At 66.1% G+C, this 16456-nt stretch carries 11 protein-coding genes and 1 pseudogene; 5 read left to right on the top strand and 7 right to left on the bottom strand.

From position 1 onward, the window contains the following. The first annotated feature begins 178 nt into the window (after positions 1 to 178). On the top strand, positions 179 to 1642 hold the full coding sequence (locus ACN27C_RS19835) for a PepSY-associated TM helix domain-containing protein (RefSeq protein ID WP_422747333.1): 1464 nt from the start codon (positions 179 to 181) through the stop codon (positions 1640 to 1642). Positions 1643 to 1738: 96 nt separating this feature from the next. On the opposite strand, the gene ACN27C_RS19830 is transcribed toward ACN27C_RS19835, so the two are convergent. Further along, positions 1739 to 2632 carry an IS5 family transposase gene (locus ACN27C_RS19830; RefSeq protein ID WP_120569255.1) on the bottom strand — a complete coding sequence of 298 codons (894 nt, stop codon included), beginning with the start codon at positions 2630 to 2632 and terminating at the stop codon, positions 1739 to 1741. A 340-nt stretch (positions 2633 to 2972) separates the two neighbouring features. Here ACN27C_RS19830 and ACN27C_RS19825 point away from each other — a divergent pair, with 340 nt between their 5' ends. Both ACN27C_RS19825 and ACN27C_RS19820 read left to right on the top strand, forming a co-directional pair. Next, positions 2973 to 3437 carry a hypothetical protein gene (locus ACN27C_RS19825; RefSeq protein ID WP_421498324.1) on the top strand — a complete coding sequence of 155 codons (465 nt, stop codon included), beginning with the start codon at positions 2973 to 2975 and terminating at the stop codon, positions 3435 to 3437. A 489-nt stretch (positions 3438 to 3926) separates the two neighbouring features. Next, the gene (locus ACN27C_RS19820) at positions 3927 to 5240 is read left to right on the top strand and encodes an MFS transporter (RefSeq protein WP_422747330.1); all 1314 of its coding nucleotides are present in this window, start codon (positions 3927 to 3929) and stop codon (positions 5238 to 5240) included. 321 nt (positions 5241 to 5561) lie between these two features. Here ACN27C_RS19820 and ACN27C_RS19815 read toward each other — a convergent pair whose 3' ends face one another. Further along, positions 5562 to 6251 carry a hypothetical protein gene (locus ACN27C_RS19815; protein ID WP_422747328.1) on the bottom strand — a complete coding sequence of 230 codons (690 nt, stop codon included), beginning with the start codon at positions 6249 to 6251 and terminating at the stop codon, positions 5562 to 5564. 639 nt (positions 6252 to 6890) lie between these two features. Between ACN27C_RS19815 and ACN27C_RS19810 the strand changes: the two genes are divergently transcribed. Further along, complete coding sequence (locus ACN27C_RS19810; protein WP_422747326.1) at positions 6891 to 7292, top strand: hypothetical protein; 402 nt, start codon at positions 6891 to 6893, stop codon at positions 7290 to 7292. A gap of 468 nt (positions 7293 to 7760) precedes the next feature. Here ACN27C_RS19810 and ACN27C_RS19805 read toward each other — a convergent pair whose 3' ends face one another. The 3 genes and pseudogenes from ACN27C_RS19805 to ACN27C_RS19795 all read right to left on the bottom strand — a co-directional run bounded on the left by ACN27C_RS19805 (position 7761) and on the right by ACN27C_RS19795 (position 11646). Next, positions 7761 to 10325 carry a collagenase gene (locus ACN27C_RS19805; protein ID WP_422747324.1) on the bottom strand — a complete coding sequence of 855 codons (2565 nt, stop codon included), beginning with the start codon at positions 10323 to 10325 and terminating at the stop codon, positions 7761 to 7763. Positions 10326 to 10552: 227 nt separating this feature from the next. Continuing rightward, positions 10553 to 10993, bottom strand: a pseudogene (locus ACN27C_RS19800) (serine/threonine-protein kinase); the annotation flags it as partial. Between the two features lie 386 nt (positions 10994 to 11379). Next, positions 11380 to 11646: a transposase gene (locus tag ACN27C_RS19795; protein WP_422747322.1), complete on the bottom strand. Its 267-nt coding sequence runs from the start codon at positions 11644 to 11646 to the stop codon at positions 11380 to 11382. 1168 nt (positions 11647 to 12814) lie between these two features. Here ACN27C_RS19795 and ACN27C_RS19790 point away from each other — a divergent pair. Further along, positions 12815 to 14452, top strand: coding sequence for a hypothetical protein (locus ACN27C_RS19790; protein ID WP_421498330.1), 1638 nt, complete (start codon positions 12815 to 12817; stop codon positions 14450 to 14452). A 130-nt stretch (positions 14453 to 14582) separates the two neighbouring features. On the opposite strand, the gene ACN27C_RS19785 is transcribed toward ACN27C_RS19790, so the two are convergent. Together ACN27C_RS19785 and ACN27C_RS19780 are read right to left on the bottom strand one after the other, a co-directional pair. Then, positions 14583 to 14969: a DUF7144 family membrane protein gene (locus ACN27C_RS19785; protein ID WP_421498331.1), complete on the bottom strand. Its 387-nt coding sequence runs from the start codon at positions 14967 to 14969 to the stop codon at positions 14583 to 14585. Between the two features lie 684 nt (positions 14970 to 15653). Next, the gene (locus tag ACN27C_RS19780) at positions 15654 to 16253 is read right to left on the bottom strand and encodes a hypothetical protein (protein ID WP_422747319.1); all 600 of its coding nucleotides are present in this window, start codon (positions 16251 to 16253) and stop codon (positions 15654 to 15656) included. Positions 16254 to 16456 lie beyond the last annotated feature (203 nt).

The raw sequence follows: 16456 nt of genomic DNA, 5'->3' as shown, positions 1-16456 counted from the left end.
GGGCGTAAACCGTCCGGGCACCGCTAGACAGCGACCTCGAAGAGGTATGGGGGCAGCCGGGAACTTCCTGACGGTCCTGACCGACTACTCGACCGGGAGACGGCAACCGGGCAGCCCAGGGCTCGACGGGCACGAGCCACCCCGAACCAGAAACCTCCATTTCCGATCGGAGTAGTCGATGTCCGTCACCGACCTGTCCGGCGATCCCGCGCCGGATGCCCCCGCCGCTACGCAGACCGCTCGTCCCAGCCGCGAGCCCACGCCCTTCGCCGCGCTGCTGACCCGGCTGCACTTCTACGCCGGCATCCTGGTCGCCCCGTTTCTGCTGGTCGCCGCCCTGACCGGCCTGGCCTACACGATCACCCCGCAGCTGGATCAGGTCCTCTACGGCGACCAGTTGGCCGTGGCCGCCGTCGGCGGCCAGCCGAAGACCCTCGCCCACCAGGTCACCGCCGCCCGCGCCGCGCACCCCGACGGCACCATCGCCTCCGTGGCGCCCGGCGCCGGCGACCGGACCACCCGGGTGGTGTTCTCGATGCAGGAACTCGGCGAGAAGCAGCACACCGTCTACGTCGACCCGTACACCGGCGAGGTCACCGGGCAGCTCACCACCTGGTTCGGCTCCACCCCGGCCACCACCTGGCTCAACGACCTGCACCGCAACCTGCACCTCGGTGAGGTCGGCCGGCACTACTCCGAAATCGCCGCGAGTTGGCTGTGGCTGCTCGTTCTCGGCGGCGTGATCCTGTGGTGGCGCCGCCGCAACGCCACCCGCGCCCGGACGGCACACCTGCTCGTGCCGGACCTGAGCGCCCGCAAGGGAGTCCGCCGCACGCGGGGCTGGCACGCCACCACCGGCGTCTGGCTCGCGGTCGGCCTGCTGTTCCTCTCCGTCACCGGCCTGACCTGGTCCCGGTACGCCGGCGCGAATTTCGGCGCCGGCCTGGACCTCCTGCGCGCCGGCACTCCGCAACTCTCCACCACCCTCGACGGCGTGCCCCCGCCCGCGAGCGACGGCGGGCACCAGCACGGTGACGCGGCACCCGGCACGGCGGACAATCCGGCGTCCTACGACACCGTGCTGACCTCCGCGCGCAGCGCCGGACTCACGGGGCCGACGGAGATCAGCCCCGCCGCGGAGTCCGGCCTGGCATGGACCGTCGCCCAGGTCGACAACACCTGGCCGGTCGCGAGGGACCGGATCGCCGTCGACCCCACCACCGGCGCGGTCACCGCCCGCAGCGACTTCGCCGACTGGCCACTGCTCGCACAGCTCAGCAGCCTCGGCATTCAAGCCCACATGGGAATCCTGTTCGGGCCGATCAACCAGATCCTGCTCGCCGCACTCGCTCTCGGCCTGCTCTGCGTCGTCGTCTGGGGCTACCGCATGTGGTGGCAACGCCGCCCCACCCGCGCCGACCGCCGCGCACCGCTCGGCGCACCGCCCGCCCGAGGTGGGGTCCGAGGGCTTCCGTGGTGGGCGCTGCTGCTCGGCGTACCGGTCACCGTGGCACTCGGCTGGGCACTGCCCTGGTTCGGCGTCACCCTGCTCGGCTTCCTCCTCGTCGACATCGCCCTCGGCTTGCTCGCCCGCCGGCGCCGCCGGCCCGTACACGTCTCACCCGCCCCGGCCGGTAGCTGACCCGGCAACTGTCCGGCGCCGTCATGACGGAGTGGCAGGAAGCTGCTCACCTACAGTCCACCGCTACGCCGACTCTAAGGCGTGTTTCATAGCCGGTCAGAGCCATTCGGTGATGATGGTGATGGTCAGGACGGCGTGGAACCGGACGGCCAACTTGTCATAGCGGGTAGCGACGCCGCGGTGGCGTTTGAGCCTGTTGATGCCGTTCTCGACAGCGTGGCGTAGCCGGTAGAGCTGCGGGTCGAACGCCGGTGGGCGCCCGCCGTGGGAGCCTTTGGCTTCGCGGTGGGCGTCCTGGTCTTTCTTGCTCGGGATGCACGCCCGGATCCCGCGAGAGCGCAGGTATCTGCGGGTGGCGCGGCTGGTGTAGGCCTTGTCGGCCAGCACCAGCATCGGTCTGGTCCTGGCCCGGCCGACACCGAGGCGGTTCACGCGGATGCGGCGCAGGACCGGGATGAACTGCGGGCTGTCCCCGCGATGCCCGGCGGTGACGATCAGGGACAAGACTTTCTGGCCCTGCTCACAGGCCAGATGCGTCTTGGTCGTCAGCCCGCCACGGGAGCGACCCAGCCCGTGATCGGCCGGCTCGTCATGAACCCCGCCGGGTGGTTCCTTCTGCAGATGACCGTCGGTGCGGGCACCTGCGGCGTGCTGGTGAGCGCGACTGGTCATCGAGTCCACGCTGACCGTCCAGTCGATGCGTCCCCGGGCGTCGCCCTGCGCCTGCAACGCTGACAAGATTCGGTCCCACGTGCCATCGCGCTGCCACCGACGGAACAGTCCGTAGACCGTCGGCCAGGGCGCGTACTCCACTGGCACGTCTCGCCACGGCGCACCGATCCGGATCCGCCACCGAATCCCGTCGATGAGCTGCCGTTTCTCCCACTTCGGCGGCCGACCGGTAGACGACGCAGCAGGCAGCAACGGGGCCAGGACAGCCCACTGCGCGTCAGTCAGGTCATGCCGCCTCGTCACCGCTAAGGTGGCCACGAGGTCTCCGGTGCATGGTGCTTCTTGGTCGTTGTACCAAGTACCGGAGACCTCTTCAGTTATCGATCACCGCCACGCCGTGACTTCAACCGGCCAACCCCGAGTTACGAAACACGCCTTAGCGCCCCCACCCACAGGTGAATGTCCGGCATCAACCAGGGCGAGGCCCGCACAACGCCAACAGCTACGGGGCCTCGGTGCGCGCTAGCGGCCCGCCTGAACGACAGGCAACCCGCGAAGCGCAACCTATAGCGACATCAAATAACCGCCGAGTAACAACCGGCAGTAGGGTCCTTTCCCGACCATCCCGATGCAATCATCCTGGACCGGGGGCAAAATCGTGACCACGCCCGACCAGCCGACCGGCCCTTACCTAAAATCCCCTCACGCCGGTTCGAACTCCCACCGGCCGCGGGCATCGGACCAGCCCGCGGGGCTGACTGACCGGCCCCCTGGCGCACCGGCCCGGACGTCGCGCTGCTGGCAACGGATTCTCGTCACGGCCGTCGTCGGCCTGATCGGCGCCGGCGCGGTGGCCTGCGCGCTGGTGCACCGCGACAAGAATGAGGCCATCCGGCACTGCCAGGCCGCGATCAGCAAGAAGCTGCGGGCCCCATCCACCGCCGAGTTCACTGACACCATCGTCAGTCGCGGGGACAGCGGCTTCGGCACTCACTACTACGACGTCGCTGGCACGGTCGACGCGCAGAACGGCTTCGGGGCGATGGTTCGGGGCGAGTACACGTGCGAGCTGACCCAGAGGCCCGATGGGCAGTGGCTGGTCACCTCCACGAGGGTCCTATAGCCGCAGACAGCAGGAGTACAGGATGACCAGCCCGCAGAAACGCCAGGACAGCTCACCTCCCAGCCGCCCGGCCACCCAATATGCGCTCATCCTGGGCCTGCTCGGGCTCGCCGCTGCCCTTACGATCCTCGCCGTGATCTTCTACGTGAGTCAACGTCCCGCAGGCCAGCCGGGGGCGATCCCACCCCTAGCCAGGTCGTCTTAATGTCCGACGAGACGGCCGGCCATGGTTACGATCGACTGCGCGGACATCGACCGAGGGCACAAAGGCACAAGCCTGGCACACCATGAGAGCTTTCATGCTACCAAAAAGCACCGTTTGACTAGGGCGCCGGCTGCGCCCGGACAGTTGCCGGTCTCTGGTTGATCGTACGAGTGCCCACCGACGCACCACATGCAGGCCGACCCGACCGGCCTCCACCAGCGCCCTGAGCGGGTCACCGGCCGCTATCTCTGTCGGCGCTGCACAATACCCAGATTGAGGAGACCGTGCCCGAGACAAGCCTTGCCCCCGAGACCAGTCCCGCGCCCGCACCCACAAACTGGAAACGCAACGTCGCGCTTTTCCTGTCCGGCCAAACGGTGTCGCTGCTCGGTTCAATGGTCGTCCAATACGTGGTTATGTGGTATGTCACGCTTGAGACCAGGTCCGGCTTAGCGATCGCGCTCTACGCCGTATGCGCGTTCGGCCCCCAGGGTTTAGTGTCGATCTTCGGCGGAGTGCTGGCCGACCGGATGAACCGCAAGACGCTGACGATCATTGCCGATGCGGGTATCGCAGCAGTGACCTTGGTCTTGGCCCTGTTGATGGCGAACGGCATCACGGCCCTATGGGTGATCTTGCTCGCCGTCACCGTCCGCTCATTGGGAGCCGGGGTGCAGACACCGACGGTGCAAGCGATGATTCCGCAAATCGTGCCGCCACAACAGCTGATGCGGGTCAACGGCATGTTCCAGACCATCAGCTCCGCGATGGCCCTGCTGGCCCCGGCGATGGCTGCCGGCATCTACGCCGGTTTCGGTGTCGTGCCGGCCTTCTTCCTGGACGTGAGCACAGTCGTGATCGGCATCGGGCTGTTGGCCCTGGTTAGGGTGCCCACCCTCGATCGAGCGGCCGAGCCTACGACCACCTATCGACACGACCTGGTCGAGGGCATACGGTACATCTGGACCCACTCGATCGTCCGCTGGCTCCTGTTGGTCTTCGCGATCATCTTCATGCTCACCGTCGCACCGTCGTTCGTCACGCCACTGATGCTGACCCGAACCTTCGGTGGCGCGAAGTGGATGTTGGCCATACTGGAGATCGCATTCAGCGTAGGAATGCTGCTCGGCGGGGCATTGATCTCCACCTGGCTGGTCAAGCGCAGCCGGATCGGACTGGTCCTGACCTCCACCTTCGGCTTCGCGATTTTCACCGTGGCGCTGGGCCTCAGCGCCAACCTGTGGGTCTTCTACGGCTTCATGTTCATGTTCGGGCTCCTGGTTCCCCTATTCTCCACCCCGTTCATGACCTTGATCCAAGAGACGGTGGAGCCAGAAATGCACGGCCGGGTGTTCAGCTACGTCGGCATCGTCATGGCTCTGGCCACTCCGGCAGGCATGGTGGTGTTCGGCCCCCTGGCAGACGTGATCAGTGTTCAGACCCTGCTAGTCGTGGCTGGCCTAGTCACCATCGTTGTGGCCATCGTGGCGATCATGGTGCCATCCGGGCGGGCGGCGATAGCCGCCGCCCGAGCAACGTCGAGGCCGGTAGCCCAGGGATCAGCTCTTGAGAAGCCGCCGACCGCCCAGATCCAGTAGGCGCTGTCCGCTGCCTAACGTCCCCCTAAGGTCGGCGGAGTGGATTGGTTGATTCGCCGCTCGCCGCTCTTGGAGCCGAGTCGCACCGAGAAGATCTTTCCCCGAGTTTCGTCGCAAGGTCGTGACCTTCTCACGCCCAATGGCGATCGGCGAGGGCCCGCCCGGGACTTGAAGATCAGCGACCAGAGGATCTACGACTGGGTGCGGCGCGCAGGGCGGTTTGTTCCGCCAGCTTCCAGGCTCAGAGTCGAGAGCGGCAGCCTATCTCATTCCGGTGGAGGTGGTCTTCGCACGACCGTCTCCCAACCAGCAGGAAGAAGATCAGGGCGCCTCGGACCTCTGGCGCGTAGGATCGCTGCCGCCGCGGCGCGGCGGATTCAGGGGGCGCCACTGCTGGGGCGAACGAATTCCCGCGGCGCGGCGCCGCGGTCCACCACCATGGGGACCCCAGGAAGGCAGGATCGACGGAAGGTCGTTCAGCAGTGCCGACGAGCCGCGCGGCACTGCAGCGCTAGCCCTGTCGTCGGGGTGGTGACGCCCGTACTGATCGGGGAGATTACCCCAGCCGCGGTCGGGCCGAGGCGGCTGCGACGGCAGTGGCATCGCGACGGAGGCATCAGGGGGCCCGACGGTACAAAGGTGCGCCCAGTCCTCGCCGAGGTCGAACACGTACGCGAAGACCGTGCCCACGATCAGCTCGTCCAGCCGGCTACAGCGGCCGTCCCGGGTACCGGGAAACGCTGGTCCGTCCCGCCAGGGTGACCAACTCATCTCTACCCCGTCAGCCAGGACAAACATGCGCAGGTGCGCCAGGTCCCAGCGCCCGAGGGCGATGTCGATCGCCTCGGCCAATTGGGCAAAGGTGTGCTTACGGTGGGTCGTGAAAATGCGGCCAGGGCGCGGCCAGTAATCCCGGCCACGACCGGTGACCAGTTCCACACGGATGGAGAAAACGCTGTCTAGGGTAGCGGCGCGACGCGACGCCTGGCTGCACGGGCTGCCGCGATCCATGGCGTCCGGGATAGTGGCCGGGCGGTCACGCCTCACGAGAGTGACCGCCCGGCGTGCCCTGCGGCGAGCTCACCGAATCACGGTTGAAGGTGACCGGACAGTATCCCGCCGCCGGGCTGGGCTGTTGACCCTCTGAACCGGGCAGAGACCGCATGAGTCGGTAGCCGCTCCCGAGCGCGCCGGCGAAGCCGATGGCCACGGCGTACGACCATGCACCGCCGAATTGGTTGGTCAGGAATCCAACGAACGTTGACATCCCAACCCCGGCGACAGCGGCCACCACCCGTAAGTCTGCCACTACAGACGCAAAGACCCCAGCCGCGCCAGCCATGACAAGCATCCGACCCGGCGGCTCGGTCGGCGGGAACACCGCCGCTGCCAGCAAGGCCGCGGCAACCATGACAGCCAAGCCCGCCGCGAAACTGAGACCGGTCGAGGTCGGCTGACCACTAGCTGGGGGTGAGGGGTTCGGTTCGCTAACCACCAGGCGCCTCCTGCGACGATGAGGGCCCGCATCTCGGTCCCTCACCTCATGCCACCTCGGCAGCCGGATGCCGTCGACGATTTTCACGTATCCGCTACGGCCGCGCTCTGATTCTTGACGCGTGCGTAACGACAACCGCCCTGTCGTATCGATCGATGCGTGCGCGCGGCCGTTACTCAGACAGCCTTCGGATCGTTTCGCCCGGTATGGACCCGGAAGACGCGCTGATCGTGGCTGCGGGAGACCGACTGGTCATGATTGCAACTGAAATCATTTTTGGCGTCATGACGGGTCAGCGAACTGACATGTGGTCGATGCTCTACGGCCATTTCCATGCAACGGAATTCCAGCACACCGCCCATGCGAGTGAATCCATAGATGAACGAGATATCTGTCAGAAAGTCTCCGCATTGATGGAGCATCACAACACGCTCGCCCTCGGCGCGACGACCCTGGTAATGGCACTGGCGCAGCTTTATGCAGGTTCCGCTTCCATTACAGAAGTGGAAGCTCTTCAGCGGGCACAGGAACTCATGCACGCCGGCTTTGAAGTCTAGGCATTGCAAGGAAGAGCACAGTAACGAGCTGGGTCGATTGCGCACCGTTGGACAGCCGGGTCCGCTCATGAATTGTCCAGGCTCACAACCAGGCGCCTGCCAGTGCAATTGTCGACATGCAGGTCTTCGAATAGCGGCCATTACTGCCGACCTCTGATGAGCGACGGCCGTGAGCTGGGTCAGAGGACCGCCGACAATCGCGAGTTCGGCTGTGACAATCGACTGAGCGGATGTCGACCAGCCGGTGGCGGCGCCGTAGGCACTCTGATTGTGGCACCAGCCTGTCTGGTGCCACGCATGATCCTGATTCCAACCGTGGACGCGGCGGAGTTGACGTAGTTAACAGGCGCGGTTGCGCCGGTACGGGCTGTACTAGGTGGCAGACCATGGCCTTCAAGTCCGCGACCGATGACCGGCAGCGGGCCGGCTCTCCTCGCGGTGGCGCGAGGAGAGCCGGCCCGGCTGGCTTTAGTAACGCGTGCTGATTGCCACTCCGGTGCAGGCGGTCTTTCCATGGAGGCTGATGTAGTTGTATCCGGCGGCCGGGTTGGTGATGGTCAGGGATTCGGTATTGGTGGTACCGGTTGAGGATCTGGTCGCGTTGGTCGCAGTGGCCCAGGTAGTGGGGTTGTAGTAGAGATCGCAGTTGCCGGATCCGCCTTCGGCAGTAATCAAAAGCGAGGCGGTTCCGCTGGGAATGTAGATGTAGAGGTAATCGTAGTTGCCCGTTGCGGCAGAGCGGCCGCTACGTTGGCAGTTGCGATCGAGAGTGCGGGTGTCGGTTGAGGTGCATTCCGGTAGGGTGGCGCCGCCGCCGGTTCCAACCGTGACCGTTTGACTCGCGGTGTCTACACCTCCCTGGTTGTCGGTCACGGCAAGTGACACCGTGTAGGTGCCCGCCGTGCTGTAGGTCTTGGTCGGGTTGGTGGCGGTAGAGGTGGTTCCGTCGCCGAAGTTCCACCGTCGGGAGGCGATTGATCCGTCGCTGTCGCTGGAGCGGTCGGTAAAGGTTGCGGTCAGCGCGTTGGTTACGACGGTGAACGAGGCGGTCGGGGGCCGGTTGGTTGGTGGGGTAGTCGTGCTACCGCAGTCACCGGCGGCGCAGCGAGTAAGCCAGGCGTCGAAGTCGGTGTTGTAGCGGCTGCCCACGGTGCTCGTGAGGTACGTGCGGGCGCTGTTCCAGGCACCTGATCGGTAGTAGTTGAGGACGTTCATGACGTCGGAGCGGTGAGACTGCAGCATGTAGCGAACGGCGAGGTAGCCCCAGTTGTAGACTCGGGTCTGGTCGTTGCTGTATGTGGTGTCGAATAGGGTGCGCAGCGCGTAGGTGTGGTAGCCGGCCTGCGTTTCCGCATCGGTGTAGACGACGTTGCGGTACGAGTAGGAGATGTACTCGGCGAATCCCTCAATCCACCAGATGGTGGGAGTGGTGGTGTTGGCGGCGAAGTCGCCATACATGTCGAAACGACCGTCGAGGTAGTGCGTGTACTCGTGGTTGAGGTTCCAGATCTGGAAGTCAGGCCGGAGCCATTCGGCTTCGTAGGCGATGAACCGTGCCTGGTTATTCGGGTCGGACGGGTTGCCCTCCAGGTACATGCCACCGTTGTTGGTGTCGATCCCGTAGAGAGCTCCGGCGTAGGTGCGGTAGTCGGTGCTGGAGTCGAAGACGACGACTTCGATGTCGGAGTTGACGTCACCGGCGACGGGCCCGTTGTCGGCGACCACACTGTGGAAGTAGGCGTCCTGGCTTTTGAGGCTGCTACACGATTGGCTCAGTTGAGCGGCCGTCATGTCCTGCGCCAGAATGCGGATCGAGGAGCTGCAGGTGTAGTTGATGGTCAGTACCGATGAGGCGACCTGCGAGGACAGTCTGCAGGTTGAGTAAGACGAGCACTTCGCGGCGTCATACGACTGGGTCATCTCCGCGACACCCACCCACAGCGGCGCCGTTGCTCCTGTCACCTTGCTGCGTGACAGCAGCGCAGAGACCATCGGTCGCGCGGTGTCCCGCAGCGCCGGGTCTTGGAGGAAACGCGCCAATTCCCTACCGGCATTGGAGGTCAGGTAGCTCATGTCCGTACCCAGCAGGCCCAGGTGAGCGTTGGCGAACTGGTACAGCGTCTTGAGCACAGTGCGGTCGGCCTGGACCGCAGCCACGAACGCCGGCACCTGGTGCCCTCGATAGAGGATGGTGTAGACGTTGTTAACCGCATTCAGCATGTACCAATGCGCGTCGAACGATGAGTTGTAGGCGTTCAACAGTCGATTGACCACGTGGATGTAGCGCGCGTTTTCCTGAGCACTGTCGATGAGAGTTACCGCCTCGGCCAGCGTCTCCCCGTTGGCGTCGGTCACGTCCCAGGCCCGAGGACTGGTGAAGAACGCGTCGAGCGCCGACTGGATGGCCGTGCGCATGTCAGGACCGTAGGGCCGCACGCTTGCGTTGTGCCACTGTGCGTAGTACCCCGCCCGCAGGTACTGCACCAGCTGCGTCATTCCCTGAGAGGGGTTACCCGGATAAGCGGTCGCGTCGTCGCGGACAGCGCGCGCGACCGTGATCATCTGCGCCTCACGGAAAGCCTTGTGGGCCTCATCGCCGGAGAGGTCGAACAGCCCATTGATGCAGTTTACCGAGGACGCCTTGATGTGATGGACGAGGGCAGCGCCGGCACGACTCGTGAAGTCCGCAGTCCTGCACGCTTGAGCCGCCCTTGACGTGCGCTCTGATGGGCGCGCCCGGTGCGTAACCACGGTGGGATTGTCGTAGTCGACGCGAGCCGCGTCCTTTGCCGCTGGCTCCGGAGGGCGTCTGCTGACTGGCAGCCGGGCCTGACCGACATGCTCGTTGATCTCGCCCTCTCGCCCACCGGCGTCCGCCGCTGCGGGAGGCGCCGAGCTGGCCGATGCCACTGGAGAGCCAGATGACGGCGGCGCCTTGGCCCCCGCCGTGGCAGGCGTGGCCCCAACGCCCAGCGTCAGCGCGAATGCCGCGCCACACACTGCCATCCTTCGACTGACCGATCTTCTTGACATGCGACCTCCTTAGGGCGGAAACCGAAGCCGTGACGCTCCGGCGATCACGAACTTCGATGCGTGCCTGGCGCAGGACGCTAGCCAGACCACACGCAGCGCCACAACCGGAACACAGGCCTGGGAAAGGCTTCCGGGATCCAAACTTTCGGTTCGATAAGCCATCAGTAACGACGACGCTCAATCCCAAAGATCCACACACAGCGGTGGCTGCCCGGCCCAATCGATACGCGCAGCATCTGGGTGGTGGTGCTGGCCTGCCACGGCAGGCGGCCGGTCAGCATCCGGTAGAGCAGCAGCCCGACCGCGTACACGTCGGTGGCCGGCGAGACGTGGCCGTTGTCCAGCCGCTCCGGCGCCAGGTACGCGGGCGTGCCGAGCAGCGCGCCGTCGGGCCCCTTGTCGCTCTCCCCCACGAGCGCCGAGATGCCGAAGTCGACGACCTTCACCCCGGTCGGGGTCAGCATGACGTTGCCCGGCGTCACGTCCCGGTCCACCACGCCACGGGCGTGCGCGGCGGCCAGCGCCGAGGCGACCTCCGCGCCGATCGTCATGGCCTCCCGCCAGGGAAGCTGCCCGTCGCGGCCGAGCCGCCCGCTCAGCGGACCGCCGTCGACCAGCTCCATGACCACGTACGGCACGGTCAAGCCGACCTGCACCGACTCGCCGTAGACCTATACGGCGTCGTGCTGGTGCAGGCGAACCCTTTTCCAGCTCCGGTTGCAGGCGGCGCCACCTGCCGTTTCAGCACGAACTGCATCGCCACAGCCGTCAGTCGCAAACGGTGATAGGAAACGCCCCCCATCGAAGCAGTGGGGGGCGTTTCCACATCACCCGACATACGACCATCGGATGGAGGGGGCAGCGGCCTTGACCGATGCCTGACCTAAGCCGCTAGGCCCGTGCGATCCTCAGTCAGGATATCCAGGTAGATGGCATCCGTGCGGCAGCTATGGACAGGTACTATGAGTGATCTTTTTCGACCACCGGCAGCGTTCGGATCGATCATCAGTGTCGATCGGCGGTCGTGACGGCGCTAGGTCGTGTCTTCAAAGGTTCACAGCCATTGGAGTAGCGCGGCGATGGTGACGGTCGCCTGGTACGACGTGGCTGTCTTGTCGTAGCGGGTGGCGACGCTGCGGCAGTGCTTGAGCCGGTTGAAGCAGCGCTCGACGACGTTGCGCCGCTTGTAGAGCTGTTTGTCGAAGGCCGGTGGTCGGCCGCCTCGGCTGCCGCGCCTGCGGCGGTTGGCCTGCTGGTCGACGCGTTCGGGAATGGCCGGCCACGCACCCCACCGCTGTCGCGGCGGCCAACCTGTCCGCAACCTGGCGATGGACCTCGGCAACACCGGCTGTTGGGGTCAGTATCTCTCACAGAGAGGGACAGCAGGCCCTCGACCAGATTCAACATGAGGCCTAAGCGCCCTTAATTGGATAATGTTGGACATATCCTCGGCGCAGAGGATCGTTCTGCCTGAAATGATGAGAGTGGGCAGCCACGCAGATCGTTTCGAACGAAATCTGGGCCGAGGTCGCACCGCTGCTGCCACCCGTCCGCCCAGGCTGCACGGTTCCCGGGCGGTAAGCCCTGCAAGACCGCAACGTATCAGCCCGCGGTCCCCAGCGTCCGACCGCGTCCGCGGCCCCCGCTGCGTCCCGGCCAGCCCCCGGACCCGCCGAGCAAGTCCTGACGGATCGGGCCTACGCATCTATGGCCAACCGCGCCTACCTGAGCCGATGAGGAATCAAGGCTGCATCCCGAGCAAGAGCGATCAAGTCCCCCACCGCCGAATGAAGTGCTCCCGCGGCGGCCGGCCACCCGCCTGGCCGCCGCACCGATACTGGCCGAGCTGGCTTCGACGCCCGCTCGGCCATCGGCGGTACACGGCGGCGTGCCCGCAGCGGTCGTCCCTTCGTCAGCGGGAAGGCACGAGTCCGGCCGGACGTCGGAGCAGCTCTGACGCCTCACCGCGCCGACCGGCACGGCGACGGCGACCCCACCGGCAGCAGCAGACGGCGCAGCACGTCGCGCGGATTCATCGCCGAGCGTCTCGGTCTGCTACCTCAGTATCTCGACGACAGCCGCAGCGAGCACCAGCAGCACCGCGACCAGACCGTGCGCCGAGCTGTGGGGAGCAGACCCAGCAGCAGACGCTGCCAGTGAGGATGCGGCTGGGGTCGCCGAGACGGAGTGCGCAAAGCCAATCGTCGTCGGGCTGAGCCGACGCCGCGCAGCGGTGCGGCGCCTGCCACGTCGGCTCATCGTCGGCGCGCCGGGCCGCAGGGGTGCGGGACCTCGGGATATGCCCGAAGAAGTACAGCCACGCGGGTGACGTCGTTCCGTATCGGCGGCACAGCCGTCGGCATCGCGTTCATGGCTTGTCGGGTCCCGGCGCTGCTCGTTCCTACCGGGTAGCGATGTTGCGGGATACGCCTCCGTTGGGGCCTGGTGTGCGGAAATCTTCATGCAGAGAGCAACAGCGAGGAGGCGGCGTGCTGCTCGCGGAGCGCAGACTGGTGGGCCTGCTGCTGCTGACCGCGGTGTCTCCGACGGTCGAGGCCGTCGTCTTGGTCTCGCTGGGTTTCGTCGCGGCGCGGGGCCTCGCGCCGCAGGCGGCGGCGGTGTGGCCGTACGACACCTACCACGACCTGCGGTGGCTGTATGTCTACCACGACTCGTGGCCGTCATTCGTGTTCTGGCTCAGTTTGCTGGTGGTGGCCCGAGGGCTCTTTCACACGCTGCTGGTGATGTTGGCATGGCCGGCTGAGGTGCCTCGGCCATCGGCGCGGTGGCTGTTGAAACGGAATGTCGGGCTCGCCGCGTTGGTGGCGGTCTTCGTCGCCCCGTGGGCCTTGATCTCGGTGGCCGCGTCGGTGGTGCCGCTGTCCTGGGTGCTGCTGGCCTCCCTGATGCCGTTGTTCCTGCTGGCGCCATTCCTGCAACGGGCAGCTGTGGTAGGCCCGTGGTGGCGAGGCCTGCCATCGGTCTCGCTGGTGGGATGGTCGATGCTGAACTTCGTAGTGCTGACCGTGGCCGGCGCGTTGTGCTGGAGTCTGCCGGGCTGGTGGTCGGTGCCGGTGGCCGCCGCGGCCGGGGTGGTCAACGGGCTGCTGTGGAACCGGACGGTCCGTACCGCGCTGATCAATCCATCGACACGGTGGGTGAGGTTGCCGGCGACTCCCGTCGCGGCGGTTCTTGCCCTCGCGGTGCCGTTGCTCATCCCCCCGATGGTGGACGCCGTGCCGGACAAGAGCCTGCGGGCCGAGGCGGTGGCCCTTGACCATCCGCTGCCGCCCGACGTGCCGCAGGCAGTCATCGTCCTCGCAGGTTACGGGTCGTCGTACGAAGGCGAGCAACCACTCGACAATCGTGTCGAGAGGTTCTCCTACCGAGGGTTGAGCCGGGACGGCGCACCCCTGCCCTACCAGCCGCACGACACCACGATCTCGGTGACGGACAGCGTGGGCCTCCTCGACGAACAGGTGCGACGACTACACCAGCGCACCGGCCGGCCGATCGCCCTCATCGGGGAAAGCGAAGGGGCCATCGTCGCCCGAACCTACCTTCAGCAGCGAGCGCACCCCGCCGTCGACACACTGGCTATGTTCAGTCCCCTGATCAACGCGGGCCGCGCCTACTACCCACCTCCGCGCGAGAACCACGGCTGGGGCGTGGCGACTGGATCGCAGCTACGGATCGTGTTCGGCGTGATTCGCCTGTTCGGTGGCCTGCATGCCGGTCCCGACGAACCGTTCATCCGCTCCCTGGTCGACGACGCGCCGTTCTACCGCAACCAACTCATGTGTCCGGTGCCCGGGGTCCGGATGGTGGCTTTCATTCCCACCACCACGGCCGCAGAGGCACCGCCCGGCGAGTACAGCCGGATCCCCGTCTTCCAGATGCCCGGCGTGCACGGAGGTCTTCTCAACCGCAACCTGGTCGAAAACCGGCTCCTGGCCTTCCTCTCCGGCGAACCGATCCAGCAGGAACGCGAAGAGTACCCCTTCCTGCAACGTCTCGGCGCCGCCTGGCAGGCCCCGCCCCTGCCCATCGCTGCCAATCCGGCATGGTCCGCATTCCGACAGCCCGATCCCGCCTTCACGGGAAAAGTGTGCCAGCCAACCGACTGATCCGCCCTCGTATGTCGACAGCCCACCGCGGAGCCGGCGGAACCCCAGTCACTCGCCCGGACAGACGGTGCTGGTGCTGGGTCGAGCGCGAACCTTACGTGTGCATGCGGGTACCGTCGCCCGGATGCTCTCAAGCGACAGCGCGAGGTCGATTGATGATCAGCAAGCGGGCGGCAGTCAGTGCCAGTCCAAGCACCAGCACCGCACGGACCGGGTGATAGGTGAGGAAGAACAGGTGGAGCCCGACGAAGATCACCACCGCGGCCAGAGCCAGGAAGGTCGACCAGCGGCGGCGGAGCGGTCCGAGGGCTCCGGCCAGCGCCGTGAAGACCCCGACGGCCAGATGCAGCCAAGCCCAGCCGGTGAGGTCGTGCTCATGCACAGCACCGTCCGCGAGGGAGACGTAGCGGGCGCCACTCAGGTCGGCCGCACCAGCTACCGCGTCGAAGATCCCGGCCAGGCCCAGCAAGACAGCCGCCAGCCGCCGGCCTGTGTCACCTGCGTTCCCGTCGGCCACCACCCCTCCCCTCGGAACTCGCCCCTGGCGGAGCGTCGATGTGGCGTGTAGACCCGCATTCGGGCCCATTGCTGCGCCTGCCCCGCCCTCCAATCTTTGCCGAGCCGAACCCATCTCAGGCACCGAAGTGAGAGCGTCACCGCTGCGGGTGCCCTCCGGCGGGCCTAGGACGGTCAGTGCATGACCACATCACCGACCGGGTTTGCGCGCCGGACACTCCGTATGGCAGTGGCTTCGGACAGCCGGCTCGTCAGCGAGCTTCCGATCAGGAATCCGGAGTTCCGTACCTGCCGCAACGGAGAACTACGTGTGCGAGCGCGGGCATTACCCAAACGGATGAGCCACCCGGCGGTCGGGCCGAGCATGCGTCGTGACGAGGCGCTCGCCACGCCGGGTACGTCCGGCAAGACGCTGTTCCTCTGCATCACCGATCCCTGGCGTCCTGTCCGGCAACCTACGCCTGCTGCTTCGCTGACCGCCCAGACCATCGGACGCCTGGTAAATCCCTTCACGTCGACTCCTCAAACGAACGGCTCAACCGTCTGGCCGCGCGCGGCTACAATCGTGTTCAGCCGCGCCCGGACTGCTGCGAGCCGCAGAGACGCGGATTCGAAGACAGGTGCGAGTGACACGAAGAAGCCGCCCATCCGCCGACCGGGATGGGCGGCTTCGTCCATGGTCCGGCTACTTCTGGTTCAAGTTGACGATCACGCCCTGGTCGGCGCACGCCGTCTGCAGGCCTGCCATGTGGGTGCCCATCGCGCTCACGAACGCCAGCGCACCCATCTCCTGACCTTCTGGCAGGTTGGACACCTGCCATGTGATGTCGATAAGCGCGGTGCCATGCTCGCGTAGCTTGTCATGCCGGGAGTCCTCGAACAGTTTCCGCGCATTCCGGTACTCGGTTTCGGTAAGCTTGTCGTCATCGTCGCTACTTTTTTCGCTGCCGTCGGCTTTCTTGCCGTCGCGGAGGGCTTTGCAGGCGGCGACTCCGGAGTCTTCTTTGATGAAGCCCTCGTAGACGCCGATGGCGACGGCGGCGAGTAGCAGCATCACGAGGGAGGCGCCGATGGCGATGAGTAGTGGCTTGCGCCGGCTTGGTTCGGAGCGGCTATGTCTGGCCTGTTTGGCCGGGGCGACCGGAGCTGTCAGCTCTGTCGGGTCGACGCCGTTGACGTGTGTTTGCTCGGGTGCTGTGGATTGGTGTTGCGGGGTTGTGGTGTAGCCGGAGTTGCCCTGCTGGTAGGGCTGCTGCGGCTGGTGGGCCGCGTACGGGTCGCTCATGCGGTGCTCTCTCCCCACGTGGTGTTGGCGTGTCGATGCTGGTCGTGTCCGGTGGGGCGAGCTAGGGACTGTCGGGCAGGCGACAGGGAATATGACCGGCTGGCGGTATTGGCTGATTCAATGCCTTTTTCCTATGGGCGCTGTCGGGGGCGTAGTTGTCCAGCCGTTCCCGACAGCGAAAGCCATCTGGTCAGGCAGCTCTG

The organism is Micromonospora sp. WMMD1219 (assembly GCF_049315215.1).
In the GTDB taxonomy this organism is placed as follows: Bacteria; Actinomycetota; Actinomycetes; order Mycobacteriales; family Micromonosporaceae; genus Micromonospora; species Micromonospora tulbaghiae.
Note: the sequence above shows the minus strand (reverse complement) of the source record. Positions and strands in the feature narration are given on the sequence as shown.